This is a genomic window from Gallibacterium salpingitidis (assembly GCF_001678495.1).
Taxonomy (GTDB): Bacteria; Pseudomonadota; Gammaproteobacteria; order Enterobacterales; family Pasteurellaceae; genus Gallibacterium; species Gallibacterium salpingitidis.
In genome coordinates, this window is record NZ_JTJL01000005.1 from 1 (window position 1) to 17,490 (window position 17,490).

Below are 17,490 nucleotides of genomic sequence, written 5' to 3' on the forward strand. Positions count from 1 at the left end.
AGGACGCTAGTTGAGGAATCGACTAGCGTTTTTTTATTTTTTGTGTTTTTTATTTTTTTATTTTGTGATTTTGGGTTTCTGTTTTTCTGTTTTTTTGATTTCTATTTTTTGATTTTTATAGATGATTGGATTTTACTTAGGTTGTTCCAATCACCAATCACCAATCACCAATCACCAATTATCACCTTCTCTGTGTCTATTAAGCGACTAGTTGATTTTTGGATATGTGAATCCCTTCACTATTCATACCATTGAAATGGCTAAGGAAGAGAAGTTGTAGAAATGAACAAAGTAGGAAGGAAAGAGAGAAAAAAATTGCCACTTAAATCAGTGGCAATTTTATAAATTATATGATGGATATAATAGTAGAAGAATGATTGCTAGAAAAGTGACTTAGAGCTTTTTACTATAAGATTTCAACCATTTTTTCTGCACTTTTGTCTATTAGACCTCTATTAAGCTAAGACTTTATAGAATAAAAAAGCGCTAACTTTTGAAGATTAGCGCTTGAGATAAATAATAAATTTAAAGCATTAGTATCCTAAAGTTTTTCCATCTGGGTTACGCGGATCTGAAGCTCCAAAGAATCCTTCATCTGTAGATTGAATAATTTGCACTCTACCCATAGATGCTTTGGTGACAACCTTATAACCTTGTTGTTCTAATAGATGAATTGTATCAGGGCTAATACCTTCTTCGATACGTAATTCATCAGGTAACCATTGATGATGAACCCTTGGTGAAGAAATGGCTTCAGCAACATTCATTTTATAATCGATAGTGTTAAGGATACTTTGTAGTACAGTAGTAATAATTCTTGCACCACCAGGGCTTCCTGTTACTAACCAAGGTTTATTGTCTTTCATTACAATGGTAGGTGTCATTGAGGAAAGTGGTCTTTTCTTCGCATCGATAGCATTTGCGGTACCGCCAATTAGACCAAACGCATTTGGAACACCAGGTTTAGCAGAAAAATCATCCATTTCATTATTTAATAGAATTCCAGTACCTTCCGCTACAATTCCGGTTCCGAAATTCAAATTCAGTGTATAAGTTACCGCAACGGCATTGCCAAATTTATCCATAATAGAATAGTGTGTTGTTTGATCACTTTCATATGGCTGAGGTTTACCAGGTTTTATTTCACTTGCTGGGACAATATGTTTATCAGAGATCTTCTTCGCTAATTCATCAGCATATTTTTTCGAAATTAATCCTTTTAATGGGATTTTAACAAAATCAGGATCTCCTAAATATTCTGAGCGATCAGCGTAGGCTAATTTCATAGCTTCAGCGTAATGTCTGATTGTTTTTGCACTATTAGCTCCATATTGTTGTAATGGATAGCGTTCTAGAATATTTAAGATTTGAATTAAGTGTGCACCACCAGAACTCGGAGGAGGCATAGTGACAATTTTGTATCCACGATATTCGCCTACGACAGGTTTTCTTTCTACGATTTGATAACCTTTCATATCTTCAAGTGAAATTAAACCGCCATGTTTTTCCATTTCTTTGACGATCTTTTGCGCTATTTCTCCTTGATAGAAAGCTTCTGCACCTTGTTTAGCAATTAAACTAAGAGAGTGAGCCAAGTCGCGTTGTACCAATTTATCACCGCTTGCTAATGGTTTTCCATCTTTGAAGAAGATAGCTTTTGTGCTCTCCCATTTACCTAAATTATCTTTTTCAACTTCAAGAGTATCGGCTAATGTATCGCTCACTGTAAATCCATTTTCTGCCAATTTAATTGCAGGTGCGATTACTTTTTCTAGTGGCATGGTTCCCCATTTTTTCAACGCATATTCCATACCAGCTACTGTGCCGGGAACACCGACAGCAAAATGGGTAAATAGTGATTTACCATCAATAACATTTCCTTTTTCATCTAAGTACATATCCTTGTGTGCTTTTAATGGGGCAACTTCACGGAAATCAATTGCAAAATCTTCGCCAGATTTCGCATCATGTAGCACCATAAAACCGCCGCCTCCAATATTACCAGCATTTGGTAATACTACAGCTAGGGCAAAACCGACAGCAACTGCAGCATCAACAGCGTTACCACCCTCTTTTAAAATAGCAAGTCCAACTTCAGTGGCAAGGTGTTGTTCTGTAGCGACCATACCTTGTTTGCCATAGACAGGATGGAAAATATCTTTGCTACTATCATAGCGTTGTGCAGCAGCTGTTGTTTGCTGAGTTGGTTGTGTCGTGGTAGGAGGGCTATTGTTAGCGGAAACGCTAAGACTGATTAAAGGTAATGCTAATAATAAAGTGAAGATATTCTTTTTCCAAGGATGAGGATTTTTTTGCATAGGATTCTCCCTAAAGTGAGTTAGATGAAAAAGAAATCTATTTTTAACAAATAAGTTACTTTGTTGCAACAATAAAAATATTTACGTAACAATAATAATTATAAGAAGAAATTGGCTGTTTGGTGATATAAGTAAGAGGAGGATTATATTATTTAACAAATAACAAAAGATTTCCTTATTAATAGTATAAGGAAATCTTAGCAAGAATGATGAGATGAAGTGAAATTATTCTTCTTCAGTAGTAATAATGTCAGCAGATTCTTCTTGTGTAGCAGATCCATTAGATTGATGATTATGGTGTGCAATTGCACGTGCAGGCACTACAGTAGAAATAGCGTGTTTATATACCATTTGGCTGACAGTATTTTTAAGAAGAATGACGAATTGGTCAAAAGATTCAATTTGTCCTTGTAGTTTAATACCGTTTACTAGGTAGATTGAAACAGGAATACGTTCACGACGAAGTGCATTTAAATAAGGATCTTGTAATGATTGTCCTTTTGCCATTTTCTTTTCCTTTTTGGTTAAAATGCTAATAATCTTGCAAAAATCTTAGTTTTTGATGTTGTGTAACGGATGAAACTAAGAAGCCAAAACGCTTGAAAGCCCGCGTAACAATATAACAGTAATATTTTGTTATGTCATCCCTGAAATTGCAAGATTCTTTGTTAAGTTTCGATTTGTGTTATTTTTTCAAGAATTGTTAGTTTAGCTTGTTCAATATTTAAGCTGTCTAACCAAATAATTGGAGAATTCCAACCACGCAGCCAAGTAATTTGTCGTTTTGCTAATTGTCTTGTAGCACAGATGCTACGATATACCATTTCATCGTAATCATATTTACCTTGTAAAAATTCCCACATTTGGCGATATCCTACGCAGCGAATAGAGGGTAAATCCAGATGAAGATCATTTCTTTGATAAAGTTTTTCCACTTCTTGTTGGAAACCTTGTGCTAGCATTTGATGGAAACGTATTTCGATACGTTGATGTAAAACGCTTCTATCTTGAGGTGCAATCGCAAATTGTAATAATTGATATGGTAACGGCTCACCCTTTTGTTCGGTTAAGTCTGTTAGTGATTTCCCAGTGAGATAATAGACCTCTAATGCACGATTAATTCTTTGTGGATCATTTGGGTGAATACGTAGTGCCGCTTGCGGATCGACTTGTGCCAATTCTTGATGTAATGCTTGCCAACCTAATTGTTGTGCCTTATTTTCTATTTCTGCTCTAATTATTGGGTTAGCTTGCGGTAGCGGTGAGAGCCCTTCAAGCAAGGCTTTATAGTACAACATAGTGCCGCCAACTAGCAGTGGGATTTTCCCTTTTGCGCTAATTTCTTGCATTGCTTGCAATGCATCAAGACGAAAATCAGCAGCCGAATAACTTTCGGCAGGATCCTTAATATCAATTAATCGATGTGGTGTTTCTGCGAGTTCTTCAGCAGTAGGTTTGGCTGTACCAATATCCATACCACGATAAATAAGCGCAGAATCAACACTAATAATTTCACAAGGTATTTCTTTACTGAGTTGAATAGCTAATCCCGTTTTGCCAGAAGCTGTTGGTCCCATTAAGAAAAGAGCGAGTGGCTTAGTTGTCATCATTAATCTCCTTTAAGTAAGGGGTTAAGTCGATTTCTGTACTGGCAGCTAAAATGAGATTGCTATTATGAGCAGCTTGTTGTTCTATATTTTGAATTAGATTGATTGCATCAGCTAACACACTAATTGGTGTGAAGATAACTTGTTGGCAAATTGCTTGTATAAAGTTGGCAAACGTCGCAATCTCAGAATTTAATAATGAGATAGTTAATTGTTGTAGGTTTTGATGACGCAAGAAAGTCGCAATATGAGTAATGGTAATGCGATCGTTATAGCGTTGTATTGTAAAACCTGCTTGTTGAAAATAGGTTTGGTACTTTTCGTAATGAGATAACTGTGTTTTATCCAATTGAAATGTAATTGGAATCAGTAAAGCTTGGCATACCTTGTTGCTATCTTGTAATTGTTGGATACAAGCGAGTTTCTGTAACTTGTTTGTTGAAAGGAGATACATTTTGTCATAATGCTGCAAACAGACATAACCCTGCGGTAATAGAGTTAATACTTTTAAATGCTCTGTTGTTGAGTTGGGTTGAGTTGCGGCAGTTACAGAGATATTATTCTGCTGATCAATGATGTTTGATGAAGGTAGTTCTGTGATTGTGTCTAGATCATTCGTTTGTACCGCTTGGTGTGCAGCTTGTATGAAGTGAGCATATTGTTGGAAAGCGGCTTTATCATTAGTTTTTGCTGAACTGGTGTAATTTCTTGGTTGGTTAAAAATATTTTTACCCGCAGCAGAACGGTTTTGTGGCAATGCTGAAAAACGTTCTGTTGCTGTTACGGAATGATACGAACTAGTGGGTTCAGCAGCTATTTCATTTTGTGTTGGTATTTCAATTTGCTCATCAACATCATCTGATAATAATTGACTGCTTTGTGCTAAAGCATTACTAACACCTTGTAGAATAAAATCGTGCACTAATCGTGATTGGTGAAAACGGACTTCGTGTTTTGTTGGGTGAACATTAACATCGACTAAGGTTGGATCTATTTCTAAAAACAGTACAAAAGCCGGATATTGTTCTGTTGATAGATAATCGGCATAAGCCTGACGTAAGGCATGCAAAATCACCTTATCTTTCATCATACGACCATTTACATAGCTATAATTAAAATCATTTTGTGAGCGATAAAACTGTGGTGCGGCAATCCAGCCATGTAAATACATATCATCATATTGCCAATCAATGCGTAATGCGTGTTCAGTAAAATCTTGGCCGCAAATGGCAGCAAGTCGTTTTAATTGTGAGGCAATATCATTAGCAGGTTTATATTGATGAATGAGTTTTCCATTATGAGTCAAAATAAAATGGATGGTAGGTTTTGCCAGCGCAATTCGTTTTACTACTTCATCAATATGAGCAAATTCAGTTTTTTCAGAACGTAAAAATTTACGGCGTGCTGGTGTGTTAAAAAAGAGATTAGCCACTTCAACGGTTGTGCCTACAGGATGAGAAGCTGGGATAATGGTCGCTTCCATCTCTTGCCCTTGTGCATAGACTTGCCACGCTTCGTTCTGTTCGGCGGTACGAGAAGTTAAAGTCAGACGCGAAACTGAACTAATACTGGCTAAAGCCTCTCCGCGAAACCCTAAGCTAAGAATATGTTCTAAATCGTCTAATGTCGCAATTTTACTGGTGGCGTGGCGCATCAAAGAGAGTTTTAATTCCTCTTTTGGAATGCCATAACCATTATCTCTAATACGAATTAAGTGACTGCCACTTTGTTCAATATCGATTTGAATCTTACTAGCACCAGCATCAAGGCTATTTTCGACAAGCTCTTTAACCACAGAAGCAGGACGTTCGACAACCTCTCCAGCGGCAATCTGATTAGCAAGTAATGGTGGCAAAATTTGAATTGGCATAATTATTTCTCTTTCAAACGTATTTTTTGTCCAACCAATAAATGATCTGGATTGAGCTTAGGATTAAGTTTCAATAGTTGGTTGATAGAAATATTATAAGTACGAGAAATTTGATATAGCGTTTCATCCTTACCTACGATATGGAATTCTGGCATTGCTGCATCATGTTTTTTCTGTGCCGTTGATTTTGGAATAGGCACAATATTCACCAAATTATTTTTACGATAATCAACCAAGCCATTATAAATAGCACGTGCAATTTGGCGACGATAGGTTAAGGTATTTAATTTCTGTTCTTCAATTTTGTTACTTACGAATCCTGTTTCTACTAGTACAGATGGAATATCAGGCGCACGCAGTACACCTAAACTCGCATGTTGAGGATCTTTACGGCTTAATTGCGTAATTTGCCCAAAGCGGCGCAAAATGTTGTCGCCTAATTCATAGCCAACACGTTGTGAATGACCAAATTGTAAATCTAAAACGGTTTGATCAAGATATTTTTCATTATGTGTGGACAATACATTACCAGCACCACCTAATAATTCAGATTGTTTTTCATGATCTTCAAGCCATTTACCCATTTCATTATTGGCACGACGGTTAGAGAGTACCCAGACAGAAGCGCCTTTTGGGGCAGTGCTTGGTGCTGAGTCAGCATGGATTGAAATTAAAAAGTTAGCTTTATATTTACGTGCAATATCAGAACGATTTGGTACGGAAATAAAATAATCTCCATTACGAGTTAAAACCGCCTTAAAATTTGGATCTCGATCTAAAAGAGCTTTCAACTCTTTAGCAATGGAAAGCGTAATATTTTTTTCTTTTACTTTTAATATCTTGCCAATAGCGCCAGGATCTTTACCACCATGACCTGGATCAATCGCGACGACGTATGGCGCTGAGCGAGATGGAGTTTTAGTGACAACAGGCAATACGTTATCGCTTTCATTGTTATCTTGCTGATGTACAGCATTGTTATTACTGCTTTTTGTGGTTTTACTGTTTTGACTATTCTTTTTATTATCAACAGCACCTTTTGGATTAGGAATTTTTACAGAAATACCATTTTTATTATTAATAAAAACAGCACGTGTTGTTTGTTCTAAATAGATAACAATCCGTAAATTATTAGGACGATTCGATTTATTTTGTTCAATTTTTTGTACGTTACTATTATTGGTTCGAGGCAAGATACCTGAACGAGTTTGGCTGTTAACAAAATCAATAACTAACCTATTAGGTTTTTCTAGATAAAAATAACTGTATTTGCTTGGTAAGTTAAAGCGAAAATCTACTCTTGTTTCTTTAGTTGTATTACGGATATTAACGGAAGTTAGCGTACCAGCGAAACTTGATAGGCTAAAGGTAAAACATAAAATGGTGATTAACCAATAAGTTAATGTTGTGATTTTTCTCATCTTTTTCTTTTATTTCAATAAGCTATTTGGATTTTTCTAGATAAAGTGGCGAATAATTATTTTGCTTGATCTCTATTTAAAGCGCAAACAATTTGCTCAGCAGCAACGGAATTTGCTGTTAAAGTAATTTCACGTGCATTGCCTTGATAATTAATAGTAATAAATAAATCGGCAGGAGGAATAATATCGCCACCTTTTTCAGGCCATTCAAGTAAGCAGAGCGTATTTTGGCGAAAATATTCACGAAAACCAATAAATTCTAATTCTTCAGGATCACTAAGTCGATAGAGATCAAAGTGATAAATGCTTTTATTAGCCAAATGATACTCTTCCACTAAAGCATATGTAGGACTTTTAACATTACCTTGATATCCCATATTTTGAATAATTGCACGAGTAAGTGTAGTTTTACCTGCACCAAGCTGCCCATTAAGATAAATAACAAAATTTGCGGTTTGTGTAGCCAATAGTTGACTTAATTTTTGACCAAAGGCAAGGGTTGCTTCTTCATTTTCAAGAAAAGTATTGAATATTGATGCCATAAAACTCCCTATAATTTAAAGAAATTGAGGTAATGCTTGATTTTAGGGGCGCTTATCATAGCAAAAAATTGACAAAAATGGTGAAATCGTTATCAGACAATTTGCAAATTGTATCTGGTAGATTTTGCTTAAGTTAAAAAAGCCAAATTTAGCGATATTTTGTTTAAAGTTAATTTTTATCGATAAGATGGATTGTAAATTGTGATCAGCAAAACTAAACTGTGAATTGATAAGATTTAGAACAGTGATCGAGGCAATAGAAATGCTTAGTTTCCGGAAGTACCCGTCCACGACGGCGATGCAATGTTTTGAAACTGCAGCAAGACATTTAAGTTTTACTAAAGCAGCGCAAGAATTGCATATGACACAAAGTGCAGTCAGTAAACAAGTTGCTCAATTAGAAGAGTTATTAAGGCTACAATTATTTCAACGTTCCTCACAAAGTTTATATTTAACGCCAGTAGGTAAAAAATATTATCTGGAAGTCGAAAAAATATTAAAGCAAATTGAATTATCAACGATTGATGTGATGGCGCATGGCGCAGAAACAGAAACGATCAAAATTATTGCTCATCCCACATTTTGTGCAAGATGGTTAATTCCTGCATTAAAAGGTTTTAGTAAAGCTCACCCAAATATTCATTTAGATGTAAAAGAGTTAACACAATCCTTTTTTTCTGAGGATCATGTTTTAGATATTGCATTTTTGCATGGAGATGGTGTGTGGTCTGGTATGGAAGCGATCCAATTATTTGAAGAAGAAATGATCGTGGTTTGCCGTCCAGATTATTTAGAAAAACCACTAACTAGTTTATGCGAGATCAATAGTTATGTCTTATTGCAATCTAATTCGCGTCCGAGTGATTGGTACTATTATTTTGAACGGCAAGGTGTAAATTCAAATTGTTCGTTTATTGGCCCGCGATTTGAAACTTTTTATGCGTGTATTACTGCAGCAGAATTAGGTTGTGGTATCGCATTAGTACCAAAGATTATGGTGAAAAATGAATTATTGACAGGGAAATTAATAAAAGCCTGGGATTATGAAATGAAAAATATGGGCAATTATTATTTGGCTTATCCTTGTCATAAAGGCAGTATGCCCAAAGTAAAAGTGATGATTGAGTGGGTAAAAAATTACATAGAAAAAACTAACAAAGAAAAAATGGAATGTAGTTAAGACAATAATTCGTTTGCTGACGATAGGGGCGGTTTCTACAATGAAATGACTCTATCAAGCAAAGGATTATCGTTATGACTAATCAACAATACCATATTACAGATGCATTAACGACAGTGCATCCAATTACCTTAGTACGCGGCCAAAATGCAGAAGTTTGGGATGATAAAGGCAATAGATATATCGATTTTATTGGCGGTATCGGTGTTTTAAATTTTGGCCATCTCAATCCTAAAATTACCTCAGCAATTCATGCTCAAGTCGATAAATTAATCCATTACGCCTACAACGCGGTAGGACATCAACCTTATCAAGAATTAATGCCTAAATTATGTGAATTGGTACCAATTAATGCACCACTTGCCGGAATGTTTACCAATTGTGGCGCAGAGGCAACAGAAAATGCGTTAAAAGTGGCGCGTATGAAAACGGGTAAGGTAGGTGTGATTGCGTTTGATGGTGGTTTCCATGGACGTACCTTAGCAGCGGTCAATTTAAACGGTAAAGTTGCGCCTTATAAAAAATCGTTAGGCCCATTAGCAAGTTGTGTTTATCACATTCCTTATCCGAGTGTTTGTAATGGAGTGAGTGTTCAAACTGCGAAAGATGCGTTGCAGCGTTTATTTGCGATTGAAACTGATATTGACAATATTGGCGCAGTCATTGTCGAGCCAGTATTAGGTGAAGGCGGTTTTATTCCATTAGATCCGGAATTTGCTAAGTATCTGCGTCAATTCTGTGATGAACATGGCATTGTCTTGATTTTAGATGAAATCCAAGCTGGATTTGGTAGAACGGGTAAACCTTTTGCTTTTATGCACTTAGGTATCGAACCAGATTTAATTCTATTAGCAAAAAGTATTGCTGGCGGATTACCTCTTGGCGCATTAATTGGTAGAGCGGAATTATTAAATGGATTACCAAAAGGTGCTTTAGGCGGTACTTATTCAGGTAATCCTGTAGCTTGTGCAGCAGCATTGGCTGTTATTGAAATTATGCAAGGCGACACAATTTGGCAACAAGCAAAAACGTATGAAGATATTTTGGTTAGCACATATCAACGTTGGAAATCAGAGAATATTTCTCCTTGGTTAGGTGAAATGACTGGTGTTGGTGCAATGCGTGGGATCACATTAGAACATGCGGAATATGGTTATGGTACAGCAGTGATGCCGCAATTACTTACTGCTGCGCGTGAAGCAGGGCTATTGCTAATGCCGAGTGGTAAATATCGTCATATTATCCGTTTATTACCACCATTAACAATTGAGCCAGAACTTTTAGTTAAGGGATTGGCGATATTTGAAGAAGCCTTAAAAACATTGCCGCATACAATATCAGCGTAATGTAATCCTATTTGAACACAACTAATTTTGTCAGTGAAAAGGAGAGAAATATGAGTAATTTTGTTGCAGCAGCTGATATCCGACGCCTATTTTCTAGTGCAATGTCAAAAATGTATCAGCAAGAAGTACCGCTATATAGCGATCTTATTCAATTAGTAAATGATGTAAATGCTAATGTATTAGCAACAGATGAAGCGGTAAAAGCACAATTGATTGCTACGGGTGAGTTAGCGCGTTTAGATATCGAACGTCATGGTGCAATTCGTTTAGGATTACCAGAAGAATTGGCTACTATGCGTCGTCTGTTTTCTGTAATGGGTATGTACCCGGTAGGATATTATGATCTTGCACCAGCAGGAGTACCTGTACATTCTACCGCATTTCGTGCTATTGATGCTGAATCATTAAATGTAAGCCCATTCCGTGTATTTACTTCATTATTGCGTTTGGAACTTATTGATAACCAGGAATTACGTGAAAAAGCGGAAGCTGTTTTATATCAACGTCATATATTTACACCAAGAGTATTGGAGTTGATTGCACAATTTGAGCGAGATGGCGGTTTAAATCAGCAAGATGCTGAAGAGTTTGTCAGCGAAGCCTTAGAAACATTCCGTTGGCATGATCGTTCACCAGTAAGTAAAGCTTTATATGAAGATTTACATCGTCAACATCGTTTAATTGCTGATGTGGTAGCGTTCCAAGGCCCGCATATTAACCACTTGACGCCTAGAACATTAGATATTGATGCAGTACAAGTTGGCATGAGCCAACGCGGTATTACGCCGAAAGCGGTTGTTGAAGGACCTCCACGTCGTAAATGCCCAATCTTTTTACGTCAAACTAGCTTTAAAGCATTAGAAGAAGCAGTGAAATTTAGCTGTGAAAATGGTGAAGAAGAGGGAACGCATACAGCTCGTTTCGGAGAAATTGAACAACGTGGCGTTGCTTTAACTGCGAAAGGGCGCGAAATGTATGATCGTATGTTGAATGTCGCACGAGAAAAAACTGGTGGTGCACCGACAGAAGCTAATGCAGCACAATATATGAAAAATCTAGCAGAAAGTTTTGTTGATTTTCCAGATGATTATCGTGCGTTATATGATGAAGGATTGGCTTATTTTTACTATCAACCTAATTTAGCAGTGGCAGCACAAAAATTAGCGAGTTTTTCAATCAATGATATTACGAGTGACAATATCAATACCTTAATTGATGCAGGTATCGTGAAACTAGAACCGATTGTTTATGAAGATTTCTTACCAGTTAGTGCGGCAGGTATTTTCCAATCTAATTTAGGAGAAGGTGGACAAGGTCATTATGATAGTCAATCGAATCAAGCTATTTTTGAAAATTCATTAGGTGCCAAAGTATTAGAAATTAATGAAATTTATCAAAAAATTCAAAATGATAGCTTAGTAAGTTGTTTATCTGAACTACGAAAACTGCATCATTAATAATATCAAGAACCCCCTATAATAAGTCAAAATCAACATGTCAATGGCATGTTGATTTTTTTATGTCTGATAGCGAAGAAAAGTGCCTACGATATCGTCGCTTCTATTCCAAAACGGAATGTCGTCAAGAATTATATTACTTTGGAGAATGTTAATAAATATAGTACTTTTCCTATTGCTAATTTAACAATTACGCAACAGATCAATAATAGATATTTGAATGAGGGTGAAGATATGATTAATTCATATATGCAAGCAATGGGTGTTGAGAAAAGTCTATATCAAGGCGGTACTTATCAAGTAAGAAGCCCAATTACAGGTGAACAAATTGGTGCAATTAATTTGGAGCCAGCGACAGTTGTTGGAGAAAAAGTGCAACGAGCAGTAACTGCATTTAAAGCTTGGCGACAAGTGCCGGCACCACGTCGTGGTGAATTAGTTCGTATCTTAGGTGAAGTATTACGTGAGCATAAAGAAGATCTTGGCGCACTAGTTTCTTGGGAAGCAGGAAAAATTAAACAAGAGGGACTGGGTGAAGTTCAAGAAATGATTGATATCTGCGATTTCGCGGTAGGTTTATCTCGTCAGCTTTATGGATTAACTATTGCTTCTGAACGCCCAGGACATCATATGCGTGAAACTTGGCATCCATTAGGTGTTGTCGGTGTGATTTCTGCATTTAACTTCCCAGTTGCGGTTTGGTCATGGAATGCGGCTTTGGCTTTAATTTGCGGTAATCCAGTGATCTGGAAACCTTCAGAAAAAACACCTTTAACTGCAATTGCTTGTCAAGCCTTGTTTGAAAAAGCATTAGCTAAATTTGGTAATGATGCACCACCATATTTGTCACAATTATTACTTGGCGAGCGCGATGTTGGTGATGCTTTGGTTTCTCACCCAGATGTTCCACTTATTAGTGCAACGGGTAGTACTCGTATGGGACGTGAAGTAGGGCCAAAAGTAGCGGCAAGATTTGGTAAATGTATTCTTGAGTTGGGCGGTAATAACGCCATGATTTTAACTCCTAGTGCCGATTTAGATTTAGCGATTCGCGGTATTTTGTTTGCTGCAGTGGGAACCGCAGGACAACGTTGTACAACTCTTCGTCGCTTGATTGTACATTCTTCAATTAAAGAAGAAGTATTGGCGCGAATTAAGAAAGCTTATGCTTCTGTCACTATTGGTCATCCATTAGAAGGTAATTTAGTCGGGCCATTAATTGATAAACAAAGCTTTGATGCAATGCAATCAGCATTACAGAAAGCTGCAGCAGCTGGTGGTAAAGTGACTGGTGGTGAACGTGTGCTAGTTGATCAATATCCAAATGCCTATTACGTACAACCTGCTTTAGTTGAAATGCCAGGTCAGAGTGAATGTGTGAAACTCGAAACTTTTGCGCCAATCTTATATGTTATGGAGTATGAGGATTTTGATCAGGCGCTTGAGTTACAAAATGACGTACCACAAGGATTATCTTCTTGCGTATTTACTAATAACGTGCGTGAAGCAGAATTATTTATGAGTCATCGCGGTAGTGATTGTGGTATTGCCAATGTCAATATCGGTACAAGCGGTGCTGAAATTGGTGGTGCATTTGGTGGCGAAAAAGAAACTGGTGGCGGACGTGAATCTGGTTCTGATGCATGGCGTAACTATATGCGTCGTCAAACCAATACTATTAACTATTCGACTGAATTACCGTTAGCTCAAGGCATTAATTTCGGCTAATTCTTTTTAATCATTTGTTAAGTACCAAGCGTACAATAATAGCCAAGTAAGTTGTCTGGCTATTACCTACTGTTTTTTTCTCAAGATCTAACTAAGAAAAAAGCCCAGATTAGCCTTCCGATATCGAGGAGAGAAGCTTATGACTAACGACAAAAAAGACAGAAAAGGTGTCTCTTATAGTGAAAGTAATAATGGATTACATACTCCAAATCCAGAATTTACGCCAAGATCAAATTCAGTATTACTTGATTTAGCACCACTTATTTTAGCGACCATTATTTTGATGGTGCAATTCTTCTATTTTGATGATTTCACCCCGCATATTCCTTTAGTTTGCGGTATTTTGATTACTGGATTGTTCCTAAAATGTCGAGGAGCAAGATGGCAAGAAATGGAAGAATATTTCTTACAAGTTATCCAAATAGGTATTCCTGCTGTCATGGTTTTACTTGGTGTAGGAATGTTAATTGGTGGCTGGATCATTGCAGGTACTGTACCGACGATTCTTTATTATGGCTTTAGCTGGTTTACGCCGAGTACTTTCTTAGTTTCTGTATGTATCCTTTGTTCCATTTTATCCTTAGCAACGGGAACATCATGGGGAACGGTAGGTACAGCAGGGCTTGCGTTAATGGGAATTGGTATGGGATTAGGTATTCCAGCCTATTTAACTGGCGGTGCCATTGTATCTGGTGCATTTTTTGGCGATAAAATGTCACCTTTATCAGAAACAACTAACTTAACACCTGCTGCCTGTGGCGTGGAACTTTGGGATCATATTAAAGGAATGATGCCGACCACTATTCCAGCGATGACAGTTTCATTAATTATTTATGCATTACTCGGTATGCAATATTCAGATCAAGCGGTTGATTTGAGTACGATTGAATTGATTAAAGAAAAATTGGCAGAAGACTACATTATCAGTCCAATTACCTTGTTACCTGCCGCAGTAGTTATCTTTGCTGCGTTTAGAAAATATCCTGCGATGCCAACCATCTATGGTGGGGTTGTTGTTGCGAGTATTATTGCCTTCTTTATGCAAGGTGTTGGCTTGCATGACATTTTTAATACCTTACAAAATGGTGCTGTTAGTAATACTGGCCTTGAAGTTGTCGATAAGTTATTAAGCAAAGGTGGAGCTATGTCGATGACATGGGTAATTGTATTGACTTTCTTTGCATTGGCATTTGTCGGTTCATTGGAATATTACGGTACCCTACGTACGATTATGGGCCGCTTAAATCGTTACATTAAAACACGTTTCGGTTTAATTCTATCTACATACGGGAGTATCATTGGTGTAGGCGCTTTGGTAGGTGATGTTTATACCACCTTAGTATTACCAGCGCGCTTATTAAAAGATAAATATGAAGAGCTAGGTTATAAAAAGACGATATTGACACGTTCAATTGAAGACTGCGGTACCTTACTTTCTCCATTAATCCCTTGGAATATGGGCGGAAGTTTCGTTGCGGCAACGCTTGGAGTAAGCACGTTATTATATGCGCCTTTTGCTTTTGCCTGCTGGTTGTCTCCTCTATTTGGTTTACTATGGGCATTCATTGGTAGATTTATGCCAAGAGATAAACCGACCAATCGCTAATAGATAACAAGTAACAAATATACAGAAAGTGATTTTATAAGGAGTATTTATAATGAGTAACGGGCATTCAACTCACCATACACAACAAGGTGGAACAGAAAAACAAGCGTGTGAAACAAAATGTTTATGGTCAACGTTGGTAGATGAAATTCCAAGTTATCCCACATTAAACCAGAACTTAAACGTAGATGTTTGTGTTATTGGCGCAGGGTTTACGGGATTATCTGCAGCATTACATTTGGCAGAGTATGGACAGCGTGTTTGTGTATTAGAAGCTCATACAGTCGGTGCTGGTGGTTCTGGTCGTAATGTTGGGTTAGTGAATGCTGGAACTTGGGCAAGACCAGATGATTTAAACCAATATTTAGGTGAGCAGGCTGGTGAGAAACTAACAACAGCATTGGGGCTAGCACCAAAACTTGTCTTTGATGTGATCGATAAATATGGCATTGATGCACAAGATACTCGTACAGGAAATTTACATATGGCGCACAATAAAACCGGCGAGCTTGATGTTGATATTCGCTATCAACAATTAAGCAGACGTGGTGCCAATGTTGAAGTATTAACTGGTGCAAAATGCCATGAATATTGTGGAACAACAAAGATTAATAAAGCGTTGTTAGATAAGCGAGCAGGAACAGTCAATCCTTTTGCTTATGTTACAGGTTTAGGGATAGCGGCAAATAACAAAGGTGTCGCTATTTTTGAAAACTCACCAGTAACACAAATTTCTCGTGAAGGTAATGATTGGTTAGTTCACTGCAATCAATATACAGTAAAAGCTCAAAAAGTAGTGATTGCAACCAATGCTTATACAGAGGGTGAATGGACTAATATCCATAAATGCTTTTATTTTGTGGAGTATTATCAAATTGCTTCAGAACCGTTAAGTGGTGAAGTTGCGGAACGTATCTTGCCTTATCGTAATGGTTCGTGGGACACACGTATGGCGTTGTCTAGTATTCGTCGTGATAAAGATGATCGTTTGCTGTTGGGTACTGTAGGAAAACTTAGTGGCAAACCAAAATCTTTCTTCCTTAATTGGGCTAATCATGTGCAGAAACACTATTTCCCAGATTTACCTAAGTTTTCTTGGCAGTATGAATGGTGTGGTAAGTTTGGTTTTACCCCTGATCATATTATGCGTATTTTTGAACCAGCACCGGGAATTGTAGCAGCATCAGGTTTCAATGGACGCGGTATCACTACGGGAACGCTATTTGGTAAAGCGTTTGCGGATTATTTACAAACAGGTGATCAAGAAGTGTTACCGATTCCGTTCAAACAGGTGGATGAGTGTGAACTTTCATTTTGTAAAGCACGTTCTTGGGCAACAGAAGCCGGTTTAACTTTGTATCATGCAGGACAATTTTTGAAAATCATTCCTTAATTTATATAAGGTAAAAATTGAGGAAACTGTATGTTATATCTAAGAAAAAATGATATTAAACAAAGCTTTTCAATGCGAGAGGCTATTGAAGCAAGTAAAAAAGCACTATCTGCCTATTCTAATGGAATGGCAGAAGTGCCTTTACGTACAAATCTCGATATTGCCCAATATGAAGGGCAAAGTTTATATATGCCAGCTTATGTTAAAGGTGATCATAGTGCATTAGGTATTAAGATTGCTTCTGTTTATCCTAAGAATATTAAGCGTAATTTGCCGAGTATATTTGCCTTAATGTTAGTATTAGATCCGGTAACGGGGATTGTTACCGCTTGTTTAGATGGTACTTATTTTACACAGCTACGCACTGGAGCAGTACAGGGTGCAGCGACTGATTTATTAGCCAGAAAAGATGCCAAGATTGGAGCGTTAATAGGTACCGGAGGTCAAGCGGAAGCACAACTGGAAGCAATGCTTACCGCTCGCTCACTTAAAGAGGTGCGAGTGTATTCGCTACATTTTCAACATGCGAAAAGATTTTGTTCTGAAATGCAGCATCATTATGATTGTGAACTTATACCAGTAAAAACCAGTGAAGCTTGCGTTACTGATGCAGATATTATTACTACTGTGACTACAGCTAAGACGCCAACATTTCAGGCTGAATGGGTAAAAGTAGGAGCGCATATCAATGGCATTGGTTCTTTTACGCCGGAAATGTGTGAAATTCCAACCGAGTTGATTCAACAAGCAGATATTATTTTGTTTGATACGATGGATGGTGTGTTACATGAAGCGGGTGATTTTATTACACCATTACAAAATGGACTGGTTAATTTGCAAGATTATGATGGTGAATTAGGGCAGTTGATTAATGGTGAGATCAAAGGACGCGATAGTGATCAACAAATAACATTGTTCAAATCGGTAGGATCTGCCGTTTTGGATGTTGTTGTAGCTGATGCAATTGTTAAAAAAGCAAAATCAGAAGGCTTAGGTTTGGAATTACTAAATTAATGATAATT

12 protein-coding genes and 2 pseudogenes are annotated in these 17,490 nt (G+C 37.2%); 7 read left to right on the forward strand and 7 right to left on the reverse strand.

What is annotated here, in order from left to right; translation table 11 throughout:
* Positions 1–533: 533 nt before the first annotated feature.
* From ggt to tsaE, 7 genes and pseudogenes are all read right to left on the reverse strand, one after another.
* Complete coding sequence (ggt, locus tag QS62_RS01490; protein WP_066104839.1) at positions 534–2,318, reverse strand: gamma-glutamyltransferase; 1,785 nt, start codon at positions 2,316–2,318, stop codon at positions 534–536.
* Between the two features lie 225 nt (positions 2,319–2,543).
* A complete protein-coding gene (gene hfq / locus QS62_RS01495; protein ID WP_066104841.1) occupies positions 2,544–2,825 on the reverse strand; it encodes an RNA chaperone Hfq in 282 nt (93 codons plus the stop codon).
* Between the two features lie 161 nt (positions 2,826–2,986).
* Entirely contained in the window at positions 2,987–3,925 is a 939-nt protein-coding gene (miaA, locus tag QS62_RS01500; RefSeq protein ID WP_066104844.1) for a tRNA (adenosine(37)-N6)-dimethylallyltransferase MiaA, read from the reverse strand.
* On the reverse strand, positions 3,915–5,795 hold the full coding sequence (gene mutL / locus QS62_RS01505; protein ID WP_066104847.1) for a DNA mismatch repair endonuclease MutL: 1,881 nt from the start codon (positions 5,793–5,795) through the stop codon (positions 3,915–3,917). The genes miaA and mutL overlap by 11 nt, the downstream gene beginning before the upstream one ends.
* An 8-nt stretch (positions 5,796–5,803) precedes the next feature.
* Positions 5,804–6,730: pseudogene (locus QS62_RS01510) on the reverse strand (N-acetylmuramoyl-L-alanine amidase family protein); the annotation flags it as partial.
* A gap of 168 nt (positions 6,731–6,898) precedes the next feature.
* Positions 6,899–7,216, reverse strand: a pseudogene (locus QS62_RS12210) (AMIN domain-containing protein); the annotation flags it as partial.
* Positions 7,217–7,272: 56 nt separating this feature from the next.
* Positions 7,273–7,758 carry a tRNA (adenosine(37)-N6)-threonylcarbamoyltransferase complex ATPase subunit type 1 TsaE gene (gene tsaE / locus QS62_RS01515; protein ID WP_066104853.1) on the reverse strand — a complete coding sequence of 162 codons (486 nt, stop codon included), beginning with the start codon at positions 7,756–7,758 and terminating at the stop codon, positions 7,273–7,275.
* 262 nt (positions 7,759–8,020) lie between these two features.
* Here tsaE and QS62_RS01520 point away from each other — a divergent pair, with 262 nt between their 5' ends.
* The 7 genes from QS62_RS01520 (at position 8,021) to QS62_RS01550 (ending at position 17,482) form a co-directional block, all read left to right on the forward strand.
* Positions 8,021–8,938, forward strand: coding sequence for a LysR substrate-binding domain-containing protein (locus QS62_RS01520; RefSeq protein ID WP_066104856.1), 918 nt, complete (start codon positions 8,021–8,023; stop codon positions 8,936–8,938).
* 74 nt (positions 8,939–9,012) lie between these two features.
* Complete coding sequence (locus QS62_RS01525; RefSeq protein ID WP_066104858.1) at positions 9,013–10,284, forward strand: 2-aminoadipate transaminase; 1,272 nt, start codon at positions 9,013–9,015, stop codon at positions 10,282–10,284.
* Positions 10,285–10,334: 50 nt separating this feature from the next.
* Positions 10,335–11,741, forward strand: coding sequence for a 2-oxoadipate dioxygenase/decarboxylase HglS (hglS, locus tag QS62_RS01530; protein WP_066104861.1), 1,407 nt, complete (start codon positions 10,335–10,337; stop codon positions 11,739–11,741).
* Between the two features lie 234 nt (positions 11,742–11,975).
* Positions 11,976–13,469, forward strand: a complete 1,494-nt coding sequence (amaB, locus tag QS62_RS01535; protein ID WP_066104863.1) for an L-piperidine-6-carboxylate dehydrogenase — start codon at positions 11,976–11,978, stop codon at positions 13,467–13,469.
* A gap of 139 nt (positions 13,470–13,608) precedes the next feature.
* The gene (gene nhaC / locus QS62_RS01540) at positions 13,609–15,075 is read left to right on the forward strand and encodes a Na+/H+ antiporter NhaC (RefSeq protein ID WP_066104866.1); all 1,467 of its coding nucleotides are present in this window, start codon (positions 13,609–13,611) and stop codon (positions 15,073–15,075) included.
* A 52-nt stretch (positions 15,076–15,127) separates the two neighbouring features.
* Positions 15,128–16,468, forward strand: a complete 1,341-nt coding sequence (amaA, locus tag QS62_RS01545; RefSeq protein ID WP_066104871.1) for an L-pipecolate oxidase — start codon at positions 15,128–15,130, stop codon at positions 16,466–16,468.
* Positions 16,469–16,498: 30 nt separating this feature from the next.
* On the forward strand, positions 16,499–17,482 hold the full coding sequence (locus QS62_RS01550; protein WP_066104874.1) for an ornithine cyclodeaminase family protein: 984 nt from the start codon (positions 16,499–16,501) through the stop codon (positions 17,480–17,482).
* Positions 17,483–17,490 lie beyond the last annotated feature (8 nt).

Coding starts and splice junctions, on each gene's coding strand:
- ggt (WP_066104839.1), bottom strand. CDS start 2,318: ATGCAAAAAAATCCTCATCCTTGGAAAAAGAATATCTTCACTTTATTA.
- hfq (WP_066104841.1), bottom strand. CDS start 2,825: ATGGCAAAAGGACAATCATTACAAGATCCTTATTTAAATGCACTTCGT.
- miaA (WP_066104844.1), bottom strand. CDS start 3,925: ATGACAACTAAGCCACTCGCTCTTTTCTTAATGGGACCAACAGCTTCT.
- mutL (WP_066104847.1), bottom strand. CDS start 5,795: ATGCCAATTCAAATTTTGCCACCATTACTTGCTAATCAGATTGCCGCT.
- tsaE (WP_066104853.1), bottom strand. CDS start 7,758: ATGGCATCAATATTCAATACTTTTCTTGAAAATGAAGAAGCAACCCTT.
- QS62_RS01520 (WP_066104856.1), top strand. CDS start 8,021: ATGCTTAGTTTCCGGAAGTACCCGTCCACGACGGCGATGCAATGTTTT.
- QS62_RS01525 (WP_066104858.1), top strand. CDS start 9,013: ATGACTAATCAACAATACCATATTACAGATGCATTAACGACAGTGCAT.
- hglS (WP_066104861.1), top strand. CDS start 10,335: ATGAGTAATTTTGTTGCAGCAGCTGATATCCGACGCCTATTTTCTAGT.
- amaB (WP_066104863.1), top strand. CDS start 11,976: ATGATTAATTCATATATGCAAGCAATGGGTGTTGAGAAAAGTCTATAT.
- nhaC (WP_066104866.1), top strand. CDS start 13,609: ATGACTAACGACAAAAAAGACAGAAAAGGTGTCTCTTATAGTGAAAGT.
- amaA (WP_066104871.1), top strand. CDS start 15,128: ATGAGTAACGGGCATTCAACTCACCATACACAACAAGGTGGAACAGAA.
- QS62_RS01550 (WP_066104874.1), top strand. CDS start 16,499: ATGTTATATCTAAGAAAAAATGATATTAAACAAAGCTTTTCAATGCGA.